The sequence below is a fragment of the Selenomonadales bacterium genome, assembly GCA_018335585.1.
Classification (GTDB): Bacteria; Bacillota; UBA994; order UBA994; family UBA994; genus UBA994.
The window spans coordinates 24,012-43,055 of the sequence record JAGXRZ010000062.1 but is presented as its reverse complement, the minus strand read 5'-3'; the positions used below and the strand labels follow the sequence as shown (position 1 = coordinate 43,055).

Below are 19,044 nucleotides of genomic sequence, written 5' to 3'. Positions count from 1 at the left end.
TGAATGTGAACTTCCCACTGTTCAGTTTTGAAGGTGCACGATGCGCCTGAGAAATCATGAAACATGAATCATGAAACATGACCTTCGGGTTGCGGCTCACAGTTCATGATTCGCGATTCAAGATTCAAGATTCAAGATTAACACATTTCCGGTGGCAATGGCGGAGGGGACCCACCCGTTCCCATCCCGAACACGGCAGTTAAGCCCTCCAGCGCCGATGGTACTTGGGACGCAAGTCCCCGGGAGAGTAGGACGCTGCCGGAAGAAAATTAGAAAACCCCGAGCATACGCTCGGGGTTTTCGCCTATCCGCCCAACGTGATATCCTGTTTCTGATACCATTCCAAGGCCCTCTGCAAATGCTCTGGTCTAAAGTCCGGCCAATAATCATCTACCACGTAGATGTCTGAGTAGACGGACTGCAAAGGTAGAAAGCCACTAAGCCGATTCCGGCCACCCCACCGTATGATCAGGTCAATGCGCGATATGTCGTGGGAAGCAATGCGACCACCGCTTGCTTTCGTCAGATGCGACAAATCCCATTTCCAGCCATAGTTAACGAGGAAGTTAATGTGCATAAGACCCTTGCCGAAGACTTTCCTGTGGACATACTCCGAAAGTTCGGGTGGGAAGAAGTGCGACGTATGGTCCCCCATCACGAGCAAGGAGGCATCGCGGTTAGAGAGCAGCCTAACAGCATCCACGCAGGCCTGCTGAAAAGCCAATCTCTCGGCAGCGGGGCGCTTGGTGTTGTCCTGGGTAAAGCCATAAAAGGTAAGCTCCGGTACCCCTAGCTCTAGGCACATCTCATACACTAGGAGCCCCGGCTCTAAGCCCCGCTGGTATCCGTCCTGCTTCTGCCTGCCGTTCTTGACAGCCCATCTTCTGTTCCCATCGGGAATAATGCCGATATGCTTTGGCAGTCGGGTGAACCTCTTGTTTCTCTGCATAGCCTTGGTGTGCCCCGCGCTTAAGGAACTTATACGGAGAGAGACGGAGGATGAGGACGGAGGAGCGCGACATCCAGAAACTCGAAAGTCAGGTGATGCCGCCATGACAGTAATCGACACCTTTGACGCTGCTCAGCTTTACCTTAAGACTTGCTGTAGCGGCTCTGCCGAAGAGGCGCTAGCGGAGTGGGAGCGCTATATCTCTGCGTGGCCAGCTCTTCGCGAGCTGTGCCAAGGCGAGTACGGCGACAACTGGCGGGAAGTCTTCTTTTCGCACGTCTTCCCAAGGCTCTGTCGGAGCATAGAGAAGATGCAAATGGCGCACGACAACTTGCTTGCAGTTCTTCCGTCGGTCACGGAGAGGGGTGCCAACTTCTTCGGACGCGTAGGAGAGGTGAACATAGTCGTCTATATCGGGCTGGGTAACGGTGCAGGCTGGGTGACCGAATACGAAGGGGAGTCAGCTATTTTGTTTGGCCTTGAGAACATCGCGGATCTCGGCTGGACGGACGTCGCCTCGCTGCAATATCTAGTGGCCCACGAAATCTGCCACGTTGCGCACCAAGCATTACGCGGTAAGCGGGAATGGTTAGACTTGCTGCAGGGAACAGCTGAGGACGGCTCCCTCAGGCTGTACCTCGAAGGGTTCGCAGAGCGCTACCAAGAACTAGTCCTCGGCTATCCGGCATTTCAGCGCTACGGAGCAAGCTGGCTAGCCTGGTGCAAAGAAAATCACATTAGGCTCTGCGGGGTGTACCGCGAACGAGTTGATGCTGGCGAAGCCGTCTCTGAATTCTACGGGAACTGGAATCATATCGGGGGGAAAAGTGACGCAGGCTATTACCTAGGCCGGGAGTTCGTGCTGTACCTTGAGGAGATCGAGTTGGATATCCAACAAATCGCTTCACTGCCTCGCGAGAAGGTCAGACAGCACGTCAAGGATTACCTGCGTATGTATGAGTAGCTGCGAGCGAGCGGGAGCTGCAGATGTCGCTCTCCTCCGTCCATCACAAGACACTCTCCGCTCCGTCCCCAAATAGACACTTTATGCTCTCGATATCGTCAATAATATAAGCGTGTCAGCCTCGAACATCGCATTGGAGGTGCGCCAGTGATCAGCAGGCCCGATTGGGCGAGTGGCATTTCGCATGCGGCAGGAGCGGTCTTGGCTGTAGTCGCCTTAATTCCCCTGATTAGTGTCGCCTTAGCGCATGGCACCGCGCGGCACTTAGCCTCGTTCCTTGTTTTTGGCATCAGCCTGGTGTTGCTCTACTCCGCTTCGGCCGTGTATCACTTAGCCGCCGTCCGCACAAAGGTCAAGCAGTGGTTGCGCCGCATCGACCACATGATGGTCTTTGTGCTGATTGCCGGCACGTATACACCTTTCTGCCTTGTAGCTCTACAAAGGCGGGGCGGTGAGTGGCTGCTTGGTGCCGTTTGGACACTGGCCATTTTAGGCATGGTCTTTCGCGTCGTATGGCTTAGCGCACCGCGGTGGCTCTATCTCGGGTTCTATCTGCTTTTGGGGTGGATGGTGGTTATAGTAGCTGTGCCGCTGGTACAAGCTCTCCCCGCTGGGGCACTAATCTTTCTGGCCTTAGGAGGCCTAGCTTATACCGTGGGGGCAGTATTCTATGGCTTGCGCTGGCCCAGGCTTCTCCCAGGCGTATTTGGCTTTCACGAGCTTTGGCATTTCTTTGTCCTGGCTGGCAGTGCGCTGCACTACTGGGCGGTGTTTCGCTTTCTGGCCTTTGTAGGATAGAGCTTTTCGTATGCCAATACGACCGCAGGAATGGCCACAAATTGTAGCAGCAAGCCAGGCACAGCCATGGTCAGCGCGGCACCAAAGACGACGCCGAGCGGGGCCGGACGCAGGCCAACCAGTGGGAAAAACGCCAGCGTGATGACGCTATAGGCGAATCTGCCCCCAAACACCGCGACAATTAAGCTAAGCACGAGGTTTTGGCGCAAAACGCGATACAAGACCCCTGCCAATAAGCCAAAGATCGCTAGCTCTACGCTCATTTGCACAGCAATGGGGACAGGGGCTAGCGGTGGCATGCCCGTAAGGAGCGAGCTAAGCAGCGGCGTTATCGCGCCGGTCAGAAGACCCGAAAGTGGCCCAAACAGCAACCCGGCCAAAATGGCAGGGATGTGCATCGGCAAGAATATGCGTCCGGCATTAGGGATGCCGTGAAACGCAAACGGGAGAGCGATTCCTAGTGCAATCATTAGGGCTGTTCTAACAAATAGAGGCAAACTTGGCTTCATATTGAGTTTTGCTCCTCTCATCTTTACGTTAACGTGTTCCGCTGGGCTTCTGGGTGACGGCCACCATGCGCTCAATCCAGGAGTTAAAGTGCAGACACTCCTTTCGGATTACAGCGAGACCGATTTTCTCCGCAATCACGGGCCCAGCTATTCTCTTTAACGCGTCATATGCAGGTACGTGCTGCATGAGTCGCTTGGAGGGTGCCTGCCCAGGTCTGGAGTTAATGTGTTCTGGGCTATGGTATCCATCTCTGATCGCACTAAGGTTGTCTCTGAGACCTTCACATTCGAAGAAATAACTGGCTATAGCAGAAACGTCTGAGAACAGATAAGCCTCAAATTCGTGTAGCTGGATGTAGGGGATGAACCGAAGGCTGCTTATGTCTTGAGCCAATGCCGCTTCTAGCGCACTCGCAATCACATAGGGGTCTTGGCTAGATGATGTAGTTAGGTGCCCGGGAAAGTCGTCAGGAAGCCGGTACAAGTCCAGCATAGTTGTTACCCACGCGCCTTGGTCTTGCCGAAGCCAAGTGACTATATCGCGTTTGACTAGAGAGTAGGTGGTCACACCTCCTCTATGATACTTAGTTCCGCGCTTGCTGGTATAGGCTCGCCTAGGTGTGAGGAAGACGCCTTGTGCGCCAAGATAGGGAGCGAGCACCTGCGTGACAAAAGCCTCCTCGGTCTGCCCCTCCACAACAACATTAATGCGACTCATAGGGCGGGCCTGCCCCCGAAGACATTCTTATCCCACAGCTCGCCTAGGGAGTATTCTTGTAGCCAAGCTGCAAGGTGTTCCTCATTTAGTCTTTCAAAGACTGTTTGACTGTTCCTTCGCTCCGCGACAATGATGTCTTTGGCAGCGAATTGATCAACGAGGTGGGCAGATTGAGTTGCCAGTATTACCTGTGACTTCATGGAGGCTGCCTTGATGAGATCTGAGAGAATGTTAAGCGCATAGGGGTGAAGGCCCAGTTCCGGCTCATCCAGAATAATGCATGAGGGTAGCTGGGGTTGTAAGAGGAGTGTAGCCAAGGCCATCATTCTTACCGTGCCATCAGACAGCTGGTCGACGCTGAACAAGTGGTCCGAGTCTCTTTCACGCCACGCCAAGGAGATCGACCCCGAATTCACCACGTCTGGTCTGAGAACAAAGTCACCGAACCAAGGCGCAAACTGACGAACAGCTTCAACAATTCGATTGTAGTACGGTGATGATTCAGAACGCAAACGAAACAAGAAGGCAGCGAGGTTCCCGGCATCATCTCGCAAGTACTCGTTATCGTAGATGCTACACTTTTTCTTTAGTCTGGCCTCAGGAGAAGTATCATGAAAATGATAGACTCGCCACATGCTCATAGCAGATCTAATGAAGCGTCCGACTCTACTAATACCCTCCACTGTGCTCTCGTCAAGAGCCGTCTCTTTATGGCCCGCCTGACCTAATGATATCGGAAGCCTCTGCGTGCCATCCCTCCTGTTAAAGCATGCTTTCTCATCAGTGAAGATTAGGGTATCACCTGCAGCACTTGTTAATGACATCTCGTAAATATTCGTTCCCTGCTCTGTATCAAATGCGAGGGAGCATTCTAAGCGTGGAGTATTCTTCGACCCGTAGTGCAAAAGCATGTCGGCTCCGCCAGCCTTAGCAATATACACCTGCAGGCCCTTACTAGTTAGGTAATTGAGCATGCGAAAGAACGCAAGGAAATTAGATTTCCCGACTCCGTTAGCACCGATCAGCACGTTGATTTGCTGAAGTTCAATGTCCGCATCGCGTAAGCTTTTAAAGCCTCTAATGCTGATTCGTCGAAGCACCTAATCAGCTCCCATCGATTACGTTTCACTCCTTATTCTGCCGAGATCGAGCAAAATCCTGCTGCGAAGTGAACCTCTCACCCCTAAACCGACACTAATATACGAGAGGCGGTGAGCGCGGTGTACAGTGACCAAGAACTGCTGGCAGCTATCAGTAAAGGCTGCACGAGTAGCTTTGCGGCGCTGTACGAAAAGTATAAGGAACGCATCTACCGCTTTGCCCTAAGTCGGCTGCAGGATAGCGAACTGGCCAGCGACTGTCTGCAGGAGACATTCCTAACCGTGTGGAAATCAGCCGCTTCATTCACAGGGAAGTCCACCGTCTCTACTTGGGTCTTTGGAGTCGCACACAACAAAATCCGCGAGACAAGGCGTAAACACCGACCGACGGAGGAGCTAACTAGCGAAGTCCAGCATCTAGGCGTGGGCAATGCCAGCGAGTCGAGCGAAAATCGGCTGGTGGTACTTAGTGCGGTACGCGCTCTGCCGGAGGAGCAGCAAGAAGTTGTGCTACTAGCCTATTATGCCGGATTAACCTACCGCGAAATAGCAGAGCTGCAGCGCGTTGCGGTCGGTACAGTCAAAAGCCGAATGTTTCTAGCCAGACGTGCGCTACTGGCAAGCCTAGGGGAGGTGAGGACATGAGCATCTGCGAGCTATTGCCTTGGTTTGCTGCCGACGGCCTCGATGAAAGCGATAGAATGTTGGTAGTGCATCACCTCGGCACGTGTGGTACATGCCGGCAGGAGCTTGCGTTTTGGCATAGCATTGGGCCTAAGCTGCACGCAGAAATTGACTCCCTGCCCATCGCGAGGCTGTGCACACGACCGCTGCCGGACCATACCGACGATGCCTTGACGCACAGGGTGCTGCGAGAGATACTCCAGCTCGTGCCAATCTCTGTTCCTAGGGTGACAGTCTGCATGGCCGAATTTGCGTTGCCACCGCTCTTCGACGGGTTCCTTGTAGTCAAAATGCCCGTCCCGACACTAAGAAACCAATCACTTGCCGACTGGCTGCTCGCCGCAGTAGGGAATTAACAGGGAGGTCTGAGAAATGTCAAAAGAACACGATGAAAACAAAGGGAGAAGAGAGATTCCGGTTGAAGAGATCAGCAAGCTGCTTGGCGTAGTAAGCGACAAAGTGCCGCATCTCATTAGGTCCATAAAGGAAGTAGTCTATTCCCCCGAAGCCGGGAAGGGCATGGGGCAAGCAGTAGGCAACTTCTACAAAGAGCTTATTGCCAGCGGTATTGACACTGAGCTTGCCTCCAGTCTCACGCGCGACTACCTTAGCACAATCAAAAGCTTTAGTGACAAAATCGACAAGCCCGGCGTGGTATCGATACACCCACATAAGATGAGCCACAAAATACGGATGCACCGAAGCCATGGCGAGGAGATTGTCTGCTGCCCTGAGGACGAAGAATAGCCTTGGGTGCACTACGGTTAATGCGCCTTGCCGGCAAGGGCCTAGGCTTAGCAGTCAAAGCAGGTGTTATGGGTCTAAGCCTTAAAGCATCGCGTCAAGCGGCCGTAGGCGCCTTTGCCGCAGAGCTAAGAAAAGCCAATCTCCCGCCCGAGACAATTGCCCAGTTGTGTGACAGCCAAGGTTACCAGGAGACCCAGAGGAGAATTAATCACTGGCTAGAGAGACTCCCCCATTCCAGGCGTTTCGTGCGCCTTGCGAGTGGGGGAGCCTGCAGTTTCGCATATCTAAAGGATTTGCCGCCTCGCCGCAGAATTACCACTTACAGCACCTATGTGTGCCAAATACGAGGAGGTGGCGTTGTGTTTGCTAGGTTAGAGGAGTTTATTCTGGAGAAGCTGTCCGAAACTAAGCTGCCGTCGCTGACAGCTGCCGTCGTCAAGGGAGAGGAAGTGGTGTGGGCGAGGGCGTTTGGCTTTAAAGACGTGGCGCGCGGGCTCCCGGCCACGACGAAGACGCTGTATGGCATCGGCTCGGTGACCAAGTCCTTTACTGCGCTAGCCATTATGCAGCTAGCCGAGCAGGGGAAGCTCCGCCTCGACGACCCGGTCGACCTGCACGTGCCGTTTCCGGTGAGGCCGCAGGGCGAGCGCGTGACCATTCTGCACCTGCTCACCCATTCGTCCGGCATACCGGCGTTAGCTTATGCCGAGGCGGTAATCCGAGGACGCACGGGCGCGCAGGATAATTGGCTGCCGATTGCGAGCTACAGCGACCTCGTGACTTTTATGCAGGACGCTAACGACTGGACTCTGTTTAAGCCCGGCGAACGCTGGTTTTACCTGAACGAGGGCTATGCCGCGCTTGGCGCGGTGATTGAGAAGTGCGCGGGCGTCCCTTACGAGGACTACGTGCGCACACATATTTTGCTGCCCCTTGGTATGGACAGAAGCTTTTTTGGCAAAGCCGCGGTAGAGAAGGACAGCGACGTCGCCGTGCCTTACGTCATCACCCGCACCGGCGAGCAGATGCCTTCAACTTATGCTTACGGCGGCTTGACGGCCGACGGCGCACTGATTAGCAATATCTACGACTTAGCCCGCTACGCCGCGATGTATTTGGGCGGGGGCAAGTTTGGGCAGACACGCGTCTTAGGCGAAGACGGCATCAAAGCCATGCAGGAGCCGCGCATTGCGCTCCCCTATCAGGGGAACTTCGGCTCCCGCTACTACGCTTTGGGCTTGTTTAATACACCGGCCTTTTACGGTCGCACTCTGATTGACCACGGCGGCTCGGTGCTCGTGGCGACTGCCTTTATGGGTTTTGTGCCCGAGGAAGGGCTGGGGGTAGTCCTACTCGCTAACGGCAGCGGCTATCCGCTGTCGCAGATAGGGCAATACGCCTTGTGCCTGCTGCTTGGGCAAGAGCCAGCAGAGCTCCCCTTTATCGCGCTAGAGCGCGAACTAACCGCGCTAACAGGCGTGTACGAGACTTACAAGGGCACGATGCGCGTGCAGGTCAAGAAGGCGGGCAGTCTCCTGATGCTTGAGAACAAGGACAAATACAACGACACTACCGCGCCATTGCTTGTGGAGGATTTATCGGGCGCGCACAAGCGGTTCTACACGCTTAACACCGGCGTGAGAGTGCCTATTGAGTTTGCGGTAAGCGACAAAGGCATCGAGCTGATTTACGAACGGTATCTTCTGCGCCGTGTAGGCAAGTTAGGCTAAGAGCAACTCCCCGGCACAATAAAACTCCCCCTACGCACAGGTAGGGGGAGTTCTTGTCTAAAGTAGCTAGTTAATAGCCTAATAGTGCCCTAGCAGCCCCTTGCGCTTAGCGATACGCGCGCTCCACTCAAAGATAGTGAGGCCAAGTGCTAAGTAGAAGACGCCAACTAGTGCTAGCACCGCCAGAGAAGATGCGGGCAGTTCCCACAGGCGAGTGCCGTGAACCATCACTTGACGAACTAAATGCCCGCCCATGGTCAACGGCAGAAACTGTGCCCACGGGAAGCGGTCTAGGGGCAGGGCGAGGAAAGCCACAAAGACAAACTGGAAGATCTGAAAGAAGGCCTGGATGCGCTTAAAGATAAGGGCTAGGCCGCCCATAGCAAAGCCAATGCCGTAGACCCCAAGCAGCGACAGTATCATCAGCGGTATCACGCTTATTACGTCCAGGTTAAGGTACGTCCCGGTAGTAAGCATCATTAACGTCAGGAGCACGCTCGCGAAAACAAAGCTTAGACCAAGCCCCGAGATAAGGTTGAAGGCATTTAGCCAGTTGAAGCCGATAGGAGAGATGTACAGCTGCTCTAGTGTGCCTACCTGCGCTTCTTGGTTTAAGTCCCATGCGAGGTCGCTGTAGGCGCTAATGGAAAGCACCCACAGCAGGTAGCTTACAACTAACCCTTCGAGCGTCGTGCCGCCGGCGAGAGCCGCGCCGCCTATGCCTCGCACCCCCATAAAAAGCAGCATAAAGACTATGTACATCGTGACTAGCCCCGATATGGTGTTAAACACATAGCGCCGCATATTGATCAGGTTGCGGGTAATCATGGCCCGCATGGCGATTAAATACCGTTGCACCGCTCTCTCTCCTTCCGCACCAGGTTGACAAAGACTTTTTCTAGGTCGGGCGCCTCTTGGTTAATGGTCTCAAGCTCGGCACCGTGTTCACGCAAGAGGTCGATTAAGGCGTACAGGTCGCTCGCTTGCGGCAAGTTAGCCGTAAGCAGGAGCTGCCTGTCGTTAGTGCTGTAAGTAAAATGCGGGAAGATGTGGGTTAGCGCAGCAAGCAGCTCCTTGTGTTCGGCCCCCGCCACGACAAGCTTGAATGTGCGGCTTTCGAAGAGCGCTAATAGGTCGATGATTCTTTCGTCGGCGATCACTCTGCCTCCGGATACAATAATGGCACGCTGGCAAATATCCTGAATCACGTCCATATCGTGACTGCTCACCACGACGGTGCGCTGCTCATTTTGTACCAGGTCTTTTAGTGCATCGCGCAGTTCATAGGAAGTTTCTACGTCGAGTCCAAGCGTGGGTTCATCCAGAAAAACAAGCGAGGTCTGCTTGGCCAGTGCGCAGCAGATGGCCACCTTTTGCTTCATGCCCTGCGACAAATGGCGCACCTCGCTGTCGCGCTTCTCTTTGAGACTAAAGGTGGTCAAGAGGTGTTCGAAGTAGCTCTTGCCCGCGGCTACAGATATGCCGTGAATACCCGCAAAGAAGCAGATGTTCTCCCACACACTTAGGCGCCAATAGATGTTGCGACTACCCTCAAGTACCGCCGCGGTGTGGGAGAGGAGCTGCCTAAGCTCCCGCGCCGGGCTATACCCCTTAACGCTAATCGTGCCGCTGTCAGGCTCGACGATGCCAAGCACAGATTTAATGATGGTAGTCTTGCCCGCGCCGTTTGGGCCCAGCAACCCCACCATTTCCCCCGGTAGCACTGTGAAAGACACGTCGTCCACGGCCACCACCTTCTGCTTCTTGCCGGCGAAAGTCTTCCTGAGGTTATGAATATCTAGCATGCTCATGTATGTGTATCAACCCCTTTATATTAATAATACGTGCCTTGATTTTAGCAAGGGCAAGTAGATGTTGTCAATGGTCTGATCAAAAAAAGGCTCCCCGATATTGCGGGGAGCCCTCTGTTCGTTGTCGCTACTAGGTTTAGCGTCCGCGTGCCTTGCCCTTGCCGGGAAACTCGGGTTTGCCGCTGTCGTCGTCGTCGCTGTCGTCGTCCTCGTCATCCTTATCTTCGTCAGCCCGATCTTTGTCCTTGTTCCTCCCTAGAGCGCGGCCGCGCGTGCCCGGGGGGGCCTTTTCCACCAAATCGTCTAGACTGCGCAGGGTGGGGTCGGCGGTAATGGCCTGCTCAAGCTTAGTTAACGCATCTGTGTCGGAGAGGCCCTGCTCTTTTAGATCGGCAAGCACCGCAACAATTGTGCTATGTTCGCGGAGCGTCGGGTCGGCGGCGATAGCCCGAGAAATGGCGGCCAGTGCAGCTTCAGGCGCAAACCCGGCCTCGACTAGGTCTAGGAAATCATAAGCGATAGTAGTAACTTCGCGCAGAGCCGGGTCTGCCTTAATGGCCTTTTGCAGCACCTGCAGAGCCATTGCCTCGCTAATGCCTTCCTCCCGCATATCGAGCAGGCTCTCGGCTATGTCGCGAATCTCTTTGCGAAAATTCTTGGCGGTAATGCCCTCGCCGGTCAGTTGGCCAAACAGTGCCACCAGAGTTTCATTGGATATGCCGCCGGCGATCAGTTCTGCGTAAACTGAGGGCAATACGCCCAGTCTCTTTGCTGCCTCGCTTAGCGGTGCCGATACAATCGCCGTGGCTACCGGTACCGCCGACGCAGCCTCTCTGATGTGGACGTCTATCACTGCCTGTGCCTTTTTCACCAGCGGAGCCAGTTGTTCCGGGGTAGTGCCTGTCGCCGCATGGGCAGTTAGCAGTACACGCCTCTCAGGAGTAAGGAGCCCTGCCGCTTCGATTTTGGCGGTGATTTGCCGGAGGGCCGCCTCAAGCGGCATATGGCGGAAATCGGTGTCGGCAAAAAGCTCTTGCGCTTTGCCTTCCCCTAGTTCGACGGCCAAAACGCGGTTCCTCGAGTCAACCGTAAGCGTCAGGTTCGGATTAACTTCCAGCGTGATATGTGCGAACGCAGGGCGAGCACGGAAGGTCCAGAGTAAACTAGTGGCCAAAAGAGCGATTACCAATAAGGGAACAAGGAATTTCCGGTTTCCTGATAACATTGCCTTCACCTCTTACAATTTTTGCGAGACCGGCGTCTCTTACTCTCATAAGGGGTCTAGCAGCGAAAGGTTGCACTCCCGCCGAAAATTAATTTCCCTCGTCTTTGTCTTCGTTCGCCTGCTTATCCTGGCCGTCCCCATCGGTTTGTGGCGGAATATCCTCAGGGCCGGGCTTGCGCTCGTCGTCACCTGTGTCGTCAATCCCGCCTTCGCCCTCATCCTCACGCTTATCCTCGCGCTTATCCTCGCGCTCGCGCTGACCTTGGCCTTGGCCTTGACCTTGACCTTGACCTTGTCCTTGTCCCCGGCCTTCGGATCTGTCACGCTTATCATCTTCGTCGTCTTTGTCGTCATCTTCGTCGTCTTCTGCGTCGTCTCGCTCATCTAGCCGATCCTTGCCCTCTCGCAGCTCCTGCACGGCGTCCTTTAGCGCTTGCCCTTCCTCTATTCGCTCCACGGCCTTCTCAATGCGCTTAGTCAAGCGTTCCATGTTCTGTTCTTGCGCAAGCAAGGTCTCAATAAGCTGCACAGCTTCACCTTCCGGCAAGCCTAGCTCCAGCAGTTCCGCGACTAGTTCCGCCAGTTCGCGCAGGCGGTTCCCGGGTAGTTTCCCTGTCGCCTGTAGCCTTGCACCTGCCGCCACCAGCTCCTTCATCCCGGCTGCCGACACACCTGCCCGTGCCACGCGAAGGTACTGCGACGGTCTAAGCGCGGCCTGCTTGGCTATTTCGTAGCGCTCGCGGTCAACTACCAGCCCCTGTGCTGCCGCCGACTGCGTAAGTAAGTGCTGTGTCGCTGTGTTGACGGCCGTCTGCGCCATGGTCAAGAGCTTTTCTACTTCCTCTGCCCGCGCCTCGCCGACAGGAGACGCCACCAGCCACACCCGACTTGTTGCGTCAAGTAGAGCCGCGCCATGCAAGCGCCCCAGTACCTGTGTTACGACCTCCGCAGTGGTTTGCCTGCGCAGATTAATGTTGCCCAAGGCCAGTGCCGCAGCGTCGTCTAGGGGTTCCAGGCCGATGACTTGCCCGCGCACATTTAGCGTCAGGCGTACGCCGGGGTTAACCTCAATCTCTAGGTAGGCAAAAGCAGGCAAGGGAGCGGGTAGCATTTGCCAAGTCAGCACCACAAGCAATGCCGCCGCAACAAGCGCATAGCGCCACCACGGGTGCCCTACCACACCGGCGGGCTTAGCGGGACGGACGGGTTGCGCGCGCTGCGCCGCCTCCACCAGTAGCTTCGCCTTAAGCTCTGCCTTAAAGCGGGGGGTATCGGCATGCGGCAACGACACGGCCTCTAGGGCTGAAACAAACGCTTGGTCATCGCGTGCGTTAGTCTCCATGCAATCCCCTCCCTTTCTCTACATAAGTCGACGCCTCGCTAAAGGTTGCACCTTGTCTTGCCTGTGTGAGCGTTTGCCTTAGTCTTTCTATCCCGCGGTGCAGGAGCGACTTTACGGTACCTACCGGCTTGCCTAGGATTACGCCGATCTCGGCTACCTGCTTGCCGGCGAAAAAACGCAACGCGACCACGTCTTGGTATCGCTCCGGTAGGTCGTTCACGGCCTTCCTCACGGCGTGATACTCAAGGTAGCGGTCTATCTCTTCCTGACAGGCGAGCGCCTCGCGTTCAACATCGCTGTCCGCTAACGGCTCAAACCCCTCCTCGCGCAGGGCTTCCAGCGAGACAGTCTTAGCGCGCCCGCGGCGGAAGTGGCCGGCCAGCTCATTGATAGCGATTCGGTAGAGCCAAGCCGAGAAGGGTACGCCCTGCCACTTAAACTTGCCTAAGCTACGCAGCGCAATAAAGAACGTCTCGCTGACAATGTCCTGCGCGGTCTGCACGTGTCCGGTGCGGCGCAGTACATAGTTATAGACAGAATCGTAGTGCCGCTCGTAAAGCAGGCCAAAAGCCTCCGGGTCTCGTTTGGCCCGTTCCACTAGCTGACGTTCCTGTTCTAGGCCGCGCTCATCGAGATCCACTCATTTCACCTGCCTCTTTTCCGTAACCATTAAATACGGTGTCGCATGAAACAATCCTGCTTGTGGCTTGTCACTTGTCGCTTGGGGCGGGGGCCGCCAGCCGCCGGCCGCCAGCCGACAGCTTTGAGCAGTGAGCTGTGAGCGGGGTAATCGTGAATCGTGAATCGTGAATCATGAACTGGGTGGGAGTGCTATCAGCGTTGAGGGGAGGGGTGGAAAGGTGGAAAGGTCAAAGGGGAACGGTTCTTCGCTGTAAGCTGTACGCTGTAAGCCGTACGCCTTAAGCTACGAAGCACGAAGCACGAAGCACGGCGCACGGCCTACGTCGCACGTCGCGCGCTCCCTTGCCCCCCTACCCCCGACCCGTTATACTAATGGTACAGGAGGTCTGGCCATGTATAAGCTACTCTTAGTCGACGACGAAGCTAGCTTTCTTAAGGGGCTCACCCTCAGTTTGGAGCACGAGGGGTATGAAGTGCATGCCGCCTACGACGGCAACGAAGCGCTTGCCGCCTTTAGTCGCCTTGCCCCAGACCTAGTAATACTTGATGTCATGCTGCCCGGTCTAGACGGGTTCGCTGTCTGCGAAGCCATCAGGCGAAAGGCCACTGTCCCAATATTGATGCTTACGGCGCGCAGCGAAGACGTAGACAAGATTCTGGGCTTAGAAAAAGGTGCCGACGATTACCTGACGAAGCCCTTTAACACGCGCGAGTTAGTAGCGCGTGTGCGCGCATTGCTGCGCCGCAAAGATTGGAGCCGCAGCTCTGGCGAGGAAACGCGCCTCAGCGTGGGGGACTTAGTCATAGATACGGGTAAGCGCAAGGTGTCCGTCACAGGGCGACCTGTCGACTTAACCAATAAAGAATACGATATTTTGCTAACGCTGGCTACTAACCGCGGCAAAACGTTTTCGCGCGAGAACCTGCTGCAGCTCGTGTGGGGATACAGCCACTTAGGCGATTTGCGCAACGTCGACGTGCACATAGGGCGCCTGCGGGCCAAAATAGAAGAAGACCCAGCCTGCCCCAAGTACGTGCTAACGCGATGGGGCGCCGGGTACTATTTACGAGAAAACGATCATGCGACTTAGCCTCAGGCTGCGACTGCCGCTTACTTACTTGCTCGTCATCGCCATGGCTGTAGTGGGACTAGGGCTCATCATACAGCAGTTTTTGCACGAGCATTTTCTTAGTGAGCGGCGCGCAGCCTTGCTGATACAGAGCAACATTATCGCCAACAGCGCGCGGGAAGCCATGCTTGATAGTAAGCTTGACCTAGCGCGCATGACCCGCACTTTCGCCGAGCAGTTACGGGCGCGTGTCATTATTACGGATACGTCAGGTCTGGTGTTAGCGGATGCGTTTGACCAACTCACGGGGCACGCACTCACGCACCCGGCGCTGCCGAGTAGCCTTATGGGAAACACCGAGGTCTTGGAACGGCACACGAATGTAGGGCGGGCTACTCTCTACGTGTTGGCGCCGATTTTCCGCGACCATTACGGCGAAGGGGGAGTCCCTACCGAGCTGATGGGGCGCGAGCAAATCGGCGTGGCCTTTATTGCCAGCAGCCTCGACGATGTCTACGCTTCTCTCGATCTCCTTGAGCGGCGGCTGCTAGTGGGGAGCGCGGCAGTCGCCCTGATTGCCGCCATCATGGGACTCGGGCTAGCGTCAAGTATAACTTCTCCGCTTGTGCACCTGACGCAAGCCGTTGGCAAAATATGCGATGGGGAACAGACGGCTAGGGTGGCCGAGAGCGGCGATGAAGAGATCTACGAGCTTGGCGTAGCATTTAATCATATGAGCGAGCGAGTGCATGCGCTAGAAGCGGCTCGCATGCGCTTTATTTCCGACGCTTCCCACGAAATGCGCGCTCCCTTAGCGGCCATGAAGGCGCTTATCGACCCGCTGGTGACCGACCCAAGCATAAACTCTGATACCCGACAAGAACTGCTGCTTGACCTCGTGCGGGAAATAGACAGGCTCAGCACTCTCGTGGCAGACCTGCTCCAGCTAGCCCGCCTCGACAGCCGAGCGGCGCTAGTGCGTGAACACTGCGACTTAGCACACCTAACCCGGCGGGTGGTAGCGAGCCTGTCGGCTCTTGCCAGGACGCGGCGAGTCAGTGTGACGACGAACATTCCGCGGGAGGTCCCTTACGTGGGGGATGAAGCCGCGCTGCACCGAGCGATCTTTAACATAGTAGACAACGCCATCAAGTTTGCCGACAACGCCGTACATATTGCCTTAAGCACTACTCCCGAGGCGATTTCGCTCTGTGTCGTGGATGACGGTCCTGGGATTCCGCTCGAAGCTAAGGCGAGGATTTTTGAACGCTTCTATCGTGTCGACGCATCACGCGCACGCGCTACAGGCGGTAGCGGGCTGGGGCTAGCGATTGCTTACGAGGTAGTGCAAGCCCATGAGGGCAATATCCGTGTAGAAACTGCGCATGGGCACGGCGCCACCTTCCTCCTCAGCTTACCTGTGCCCGTAACGACACCGCCTAGCTAGGGGTTTGCGGCCGACTTCTTCTGCTCAGCCGTCTCTAGCCAGTACACTGCACCAAAGGCGAGGCCGCCTAGGATGCGCAGAGCGGCAGCAACCAAAAAGGCAACTTTGTAGCCGAACAGATTGAGCATAGCGACGCCAGCAAGCGGTGCAGCTATGGCACCTAGGCTGATGGCCGTATTGTAATAACCTATAGATGTCGTACGCCTGTCTTCTGGCGTCATGTCGAGTAGGGCATTAAAGAGTGACAGCATCACGCCGGAGAAGATTACTCCGGTGATGATATTGAACAGAGCAATGGTAGTGAGGCTGCGCGAGTAAGCGTGCACAAGCGGCACCATGAACATCCCTAGCGAAGAAATAAAGAGTGTTTTTAGGGAGCCGTACTTCTGGGTGTAACGCACCCAAAACCCGTATCCAAGCAGCGTGCCGCCCGTGTTGCTAAGGGTAAGCATGCTAATCCACAGGTTGTTGGCTCCGAGTTCTCTAGTCTGATAAAGTGTAAACAGCGGCCAAGCAACCTGCCAGGCAAAGTGGAAAAACAGCGAGGTCGCGGTAAAACGCAAGAAACGCTTCTGGTGCGCCATACCCTTAATGTCTGCGGCAATTGAGCGCGGCAACTCCAAGAGAAAGCGCGGCCACGGTACGTCCTGCCCGTGTGCCGGTGTGCCGCTTGGCGAGAGCTCCTTGAGCCGCGAGAAGACCCAGATTTCCCCTATGGCCAGCACAAAGGCTAGCGTGAACATAATGCGGTATCCAAGCGGGAAGGGCATAATGTCGAGCATGCGGCCCGCTCCAAGCACCGCTAGCGTCCCTACGATATTCATCAGCCGATTGCGGTCGGCAAAGGCAGCCGCACGGCGCTCACTTGGCACGACATTGGCAATAAACCCCTGCCAACCTACATTGCTGATGGCTCCGGGGAAGTTCATGGCGGCAATTAAGATAACTAAAATGGTTGCGCGGCTGTCTTCGGCAAACAAAGGGATAAGGGCAAGCAGAAAGAAAAAGAGGCGATGTGCCCACATAAAGGCAGCTGTAACGCGTTTCTTGTTGCTGCGGCTGTCGACGTACTTTGCGCCCGGAATCATCGCGAGCAGAGCCATCAGTGCAGGTGCCGAAGAGAGGAGGCCAATTTGATAGTTGCTGGCCCCAAGACGCACTGCGAAAATCCCAATAAACGGGCCCACAAGGTTCTGCGCAAGCGTAGACATAATGCCGTGGTAGTTGTTTAGCCTAATGTTTGTGGCTAGCGTGTCGCTGGTACAGCCGGAGAAGTCGGCTTTAAGCAGGGCCAGCCCATTTTTTAGCTTCTCGTGCTGTGGTAAGTGCAAAATGCATCCCTCCTATGCTGCTCCTTTACTATGGTACACGAATTGTCGGCTATATGACAGGAAAATTCCATACAAACAATATTGACAATAGTCGCGCTACACTTTACACTAGGGGTGAAAGAAGCAGTTATATTGGGGCATTTTTTTAAAGCGCGTCGGTATGCCGGCATTCCGGTATACCGGGCTACAATAGCAGTTCGAATAACGGCCTGACTTTATCTGTTCCGGCCGCAGTAGTATGATGTGTGACGTAGGAGAGTGGCTAAAGATGCGAATACCTGTCAAACAACCGCTGCTAGTAAGAGGCACACTAATTGGCGGGCAGGAACCCTTGGTGTGTGTGCCGCTTGTCGCAATGCAAAGAGAAGCGCTGCTGACGGAGGCGCGCGAGGCTTGCCAGAGCAGGCCAGACCTCTTAGAGTGGCGTGCGGACTACCTTACGGGGCTGCTGCCGGCAGACGTTGCTCCGCTTTTGGCCGAGTTGCGTGGGCTAGTTGGGGAGACGCCCCTTATCTTCACTTATCGCTCGCCGCAAGAAGGCGGGCGCGCCCCGGACGATTTAACGCTGCGCCTGCAAACGGTGTTTGCAGCTCTGGCCTCTCCAAACGCAGACATAGTGGATTTCGAGCTCGCCTCCGGCCCGGAAGCGGTGCAGAGAGTGAGGCACGAAGCAAGTAAGCAAGACAAAAAGCTGCTACTTTCCTGGCATAATTTTGCCACTACCCCGGACGAGTCTTTTATCTTAAGCAAGCTCCACGAAGCTAGGCAGCAAGGCGCAGACATAGCTAAAGTTGCGGTTATGCCAAACGACGCCCGCGATGTCTTAACGCTCCTCGCCGCAACTCTCGCAGCGCGGCAAGCGGCACCGGATATGCCGCTTATCACTATGTCTATGGGTGCGCTTGGCGCAATGTCACGCGTCTTTGGCGGCAACTTCGGCTCGGATGTCACTTTTGCCCGGGGGCAAAGCGGTTCAGCGCCGGGGCAGATTCCCATAGCAGAGCTGCGCTCCATTTGGAGGCTGTTGCCATGACGCTTAGCTTGCCGCAGAGGATAAGTATCTGCGAAGTAGGGCCGCGCGACGGTCTGCAAAACGAGGCCGTACAGCTTAGCATCGCACAGAAAGCCGAGCTTATTGGGATGGCAGCAGCCGCAGGATTGCGCTGTATTGAAATAGGCTCGTTTGTCAGCGCTAAGGCAGTCCCCTCCATGGCAGACACCGACGAAGTGGCGCGCCGCATTGAGCGACGCGAAGGAGTGGAGTACCGAGTCTTAGTCGCTAACCTAGCCGGGCTCAAGCGCTGTCAGACTGCCGGCATTGATAAGGCTAAACTCACCGTATCCTCGAGTGAGACGCACTCCCTAAAAAACCTAGGTCGTACGCCGCACAAGGTAATGCAAGACTTTGCGGATTGCGCGGCCTTTGCGCGCGAGCACCACATAGCACTTGCAGGGGCTATCTCCACGGCTTTTGGGTGTCCCTATGAAGGAGCGGTTTCCATAGACCGGGTGCGCGCTCTCATCGAAAGCTTCTTGGCGCTTGGCATTACGGAGCTTTCTTTGTCGGACACGACGGGTGTAGCTAACCCGCGCCAAGTCTACGACTACTGCACTACCTTGCGCGCGGAGTACCCGACTGTACAATGGACCCTGCATTTTCATGACACGCGCGGCTTGGGACTAGCAAACGTTTTCGCCGGCCTGCTCGCCGGCGTAACGCACTACGACGCCGCTTTTGCCGGACTCGGCGGGTGTCCCTTTGCGCCCGGAGCCACCGGCAACATCGCGACGGAGGACCTCGTGCATATGGCCGAGGCGCTGCAGATAGAGACCGGGGTTGAGTTAGCCAAAGTGGTAGGCCTAGGGTGCCGGGTGCAAGAGCTAGTGGGACGAGTCACCGACAGCGCCATGCTTCGCCTCGCGGCGGCTAGAGCTTCTCACGCGACACCTGACCAACAGCAGAAGGGATGAAGCAGA

The 19,044-nt window shown here is 55.6% G+C and carries 20 protein-coding genes and 1 rRNA gene; 11 read left to right on the top strand and 10 right to left on the bottom strand.

Annotated elements, in window-relative coordinates:
• Positions 1-147: 147 nt before the first annotated feature.
• Positions 148-264: ribosomal RNA gene (gene rrf / locus KGZ66_11475) — 5S ribosomal RNA — on the top strand.
• 40 nt (positions 265-304) lie between these two features.
• Here the strand turns inward: rrf and KGZ66_11470 are convergent.
• The gene (locus KGZ66_11470; protein MBS3986206.1) at positions 305-949 is read right to left on the bottom strand and encodes an undecaprenyl diphosphate synthase family protein; all 645 of its coding nucleotides are present in this window, start codon (positions 947-949) and stop codon (positions 305-307) included.
• Positions 950-1,052: 103 nt separating this feature from the next.
• On the opposite strand from KGZ66_11470, the gene KGZ66_11465 reads away from it, so the two are divergent.
• Entirely contained in the window at positions 1,053-1,913 is an 861-nt protein-coding gene (locus tag KGZ66_11465) for a hypothetical protein (protein MBS3986205.1), read from the top strand.
• Between the two features lie 147 nt (positions 1,914-2,060).
• Complete coding sequence (locus KGZ66_11460) at positions 2,061-2,711, top strand: hemolysin III family protein (protein ID MBS3986204.1); 651 nt, start codon at positions 2,061-2,063, stop codon at positions 2,709-2,711.
• On the opposite strand, the gene KGZ66_11455 is transcribed toward KGZ66_11460, so the two are convergent.
• Genes KGZ66_11455 through KGZ66_11445 form a run of 3 tightly spaced genes read right to left on the bottom strand, consistent with a single transcriptional unit; the run spans position 2,672 to position 5,038 of the window.
• Positions 2,672-3,220, bottom strand: coding sequence for an ECF transporter S component (locus KGZ66_11455; GenBank protein ID MBS3986203.1), 549 nt, complete (start codon positions 3,218-3,220; stop codon positions 2,672-2,674). The genes KGZ66_11460 and KGZ66_11455 overlap by 40 nt on opposite strands.
• A 28-nt stretch (positions 3,221-3,248) precedes the next feature.
• Positions 3,249-3,938, bottom strand: coding sequence for a DUF4276 family protein (locus KGZ66_11450; GenBank protein ID MBS3986202.1), 690 nt, complete (start codon positions 3,936-3,938; stop codon positions 3,249-3,251).
• Positions 3,935-5,038, bottom strand: coding sequence for an AAA family ATPase (locus KGZ66_11445; GenBank protein MBS3986201.1), 1,104 nt, complete (start codon positions 5,036-5,038; stop codon positions 3,935-3,937). The genes KGZ66_11450 and KGZ66_11445 overlap by 4 nt, the downstream gene beginning before the upstream one ends.
• Positions 5,039-5,158: 120 nt before the next feature.
• Between KGZ66_11445 and KGZ66_11440 the strand changes: the two genes are divergently transcribed.
• The 4 genes from KGZ66_11440 to KGZ66_11425 are packed head-to-tail and all read left to right on the top strand — an operon-like array spanning position 5,159 to position 8,199.
• Positions 5,159-5,683 (top strand): RNA polymerase sigma factor, encoded by a 525-nt coding sequence (locus tag KGZ66_11440; protein ID MBS3986200.1) that lies wholly within the window; start codon positions 5,159-5,161, stop codon positions 5,681-5,683.
• A complete protein-coding gene (locus tag KGZ66_11435; GenBank protein MBS3986199.1) occupies positions 5,680-6,078 on the top strand; it encodes a hypothetical protein in 399 nt (132 codons plus the stop codon). Before KGZ66_11440 ends, KGZ66_11435 begins: the two co-directional genes overlap by 4 nt.
• A gap of 16 nt (positions 6,079-6,094) precedes the next feature.
• Positions 6,095-6,469 (top strand): hypothetical protein, encoded by a 375-nt coding sequence (locus tag KGZ66_11430; protein MBS3986198.1) that lies wholly within the window; start codon positions 6,095-6,097, stop codon positions 6,467-6,469.
• 2 nt (positions 6,470-6,471) lie between these two features.
• The gene (locus KGZ66_11425; protein MBS3986197.1) at positions 6,472-8,199 is read left to right on the top strand and encodes a serine hydrolase; all 1,728 of its coding nucleotides are present in this window, start codon (positions 6,472-6,474) and stop codon (positions 8,197-8,199) included.
• 78 nt (positions 8,200-8,277) lie between these two features.
• On the opposite strand, the gene KGZ66_11420 is transcribed toward KGZ66_11425, so the two are convergent.
• The 5 genes from KGZ66_11420 to KGZ66_11400 form a co-directional block, all read right to left on the bottom strand.
• Entirely contained in the window at positions 8,278-9,057 is a 780-nt protein-coding gene (locus KGZ66_11420) for a hypothetical protein (protein MBS3986196.1), read from the bottom strand.
• A complete protein-coding gene (locus tag KGZ66_11415; GenBank protein ID MBS3986195.1) occupies positions 9,042-10,010 on the bottom strand; it encodes an ABC transporter ATP-binding protein in 969 nt (322 codons plus the stop codon). The genes KGZ66_11420 and KGZ66_11415 overlap by 16 nt, the downstream gene beginning before the upstream one ends.
• A 136-nt stretch (positions 10,011-10,146) precedes the next feature.
• Positions 10,147-11,235, bottom strand: coding sequence for a hypothetical protein (locus KGZ66_11410; GenBank protein ID MBS3986194.1), 1,089 nt, complete (start codon positions 11,233-11,235; stop codon positions 10,147-10,149).
• An 88-nt stretch (positions 11,236-11,323) separates the two neighbouring features.
• On the bottom strand, positions 11,324-12,577 hold the full coding sequence (locus KGZ66_11405; protein MBS3986193.1) for a hypothetical protein: 1,254 nt from the start codon (positions 12,575-12,577) through the stop codon (positions 11,324-11,326).
• Positions 12,567-13,217, bottom strand: a complete 651-nt coding sequence (locus KGZ66_11400) for a sigma-70 family RNA polymerase sigma factor (GenBank protein MBS3986192.1) — start codon at positions 13,215-13,217, stop codon at positions 12,567-12,569. The genes KGZ66_11405 and KGZ66_11400 overlap by 11 nt, the downstream gene beginning before the upstream one ends.
• A gap of 394 nt (positions 13,218-13,611) precedes the next feature.
• Here KGZ66_11400 and KGZ66_11395 point away from each other — a divergent pair, with 394 nt between their 5' ends.
• Positions 13,612-14,310 carry a response regulator transcription factor gene (locus tag KGZ66_11395; protein ID MBS3986191.1) on the top strand — a complete coding sequence of 233 codons (699 nt, stop codon included), beginning with the start codon at positions 13,612-13,614 and terminating at the stop codon, positions 14,308-14,310.
• Complete coding sequence (locus KGZ66_11390; protein ID MBS3986190.1) at positions 14,300-15,736, top strand: HAMP domain-containing histidine kinase; 1,437 nt, start codon at positions 14,300-14,302, stop codon at positions 15,734-15,736. Before KGZ66_11395 ends, KGZ66_11390 begins: the two co-directional genes overlap by 11 nt.
• Here the strand turns inward: KGZ66_11390 and KGZ66_11385 are convergent.
• Positions 15,733-17,067 (bottom strand): MFS transporter, encoded by a 1,335-nt coding sequence (locus KGZ66_11385; GenBank protein ID MBS3986189.1) that lies wholly within the window; start codon positions 17,065-17,067, stop codon positions 15,733-15,735. The genes KGZ66_11390 and KGZ66_11385 overlap by 4 nt on opposite strands.
• Positions 17,068-17,335: 268 nt before the next feature.
• Between KGZ66_11385 and aroD the strand changes: the two genes are divergently transcribed.
• Positions 17,336-18,100 (top strand): type I 3-dehydroquinate dehydratase, encoded by a 765-nt coding sequence (aroD, locus tag KGZ66_11380; protein ID MBS3986188.1) that lies wholly within the window; start codon positions 17,336-17,338, stop codon positions 18,098-18,100.
• The gene (locus tag KGZ66_11375) at positions 18,097-19,038 is read left to right on the top strand and encodes a hydroxymethylglutaryl-CoA lyase (GenBank protein MBS3986187.1); all 942 of its coding nucleotides are present in this window, start codon (positions 18,097-18,099) and stop codon (positions 19,036-19,038) included. The genes aroD and KGZ66_11375 overlap by 4 nt, the downstream gene beginning before the upstream one ends.
• The last annotated feature ends 6 nt before the right edge of the window (positions 19,039-19,044 follow it).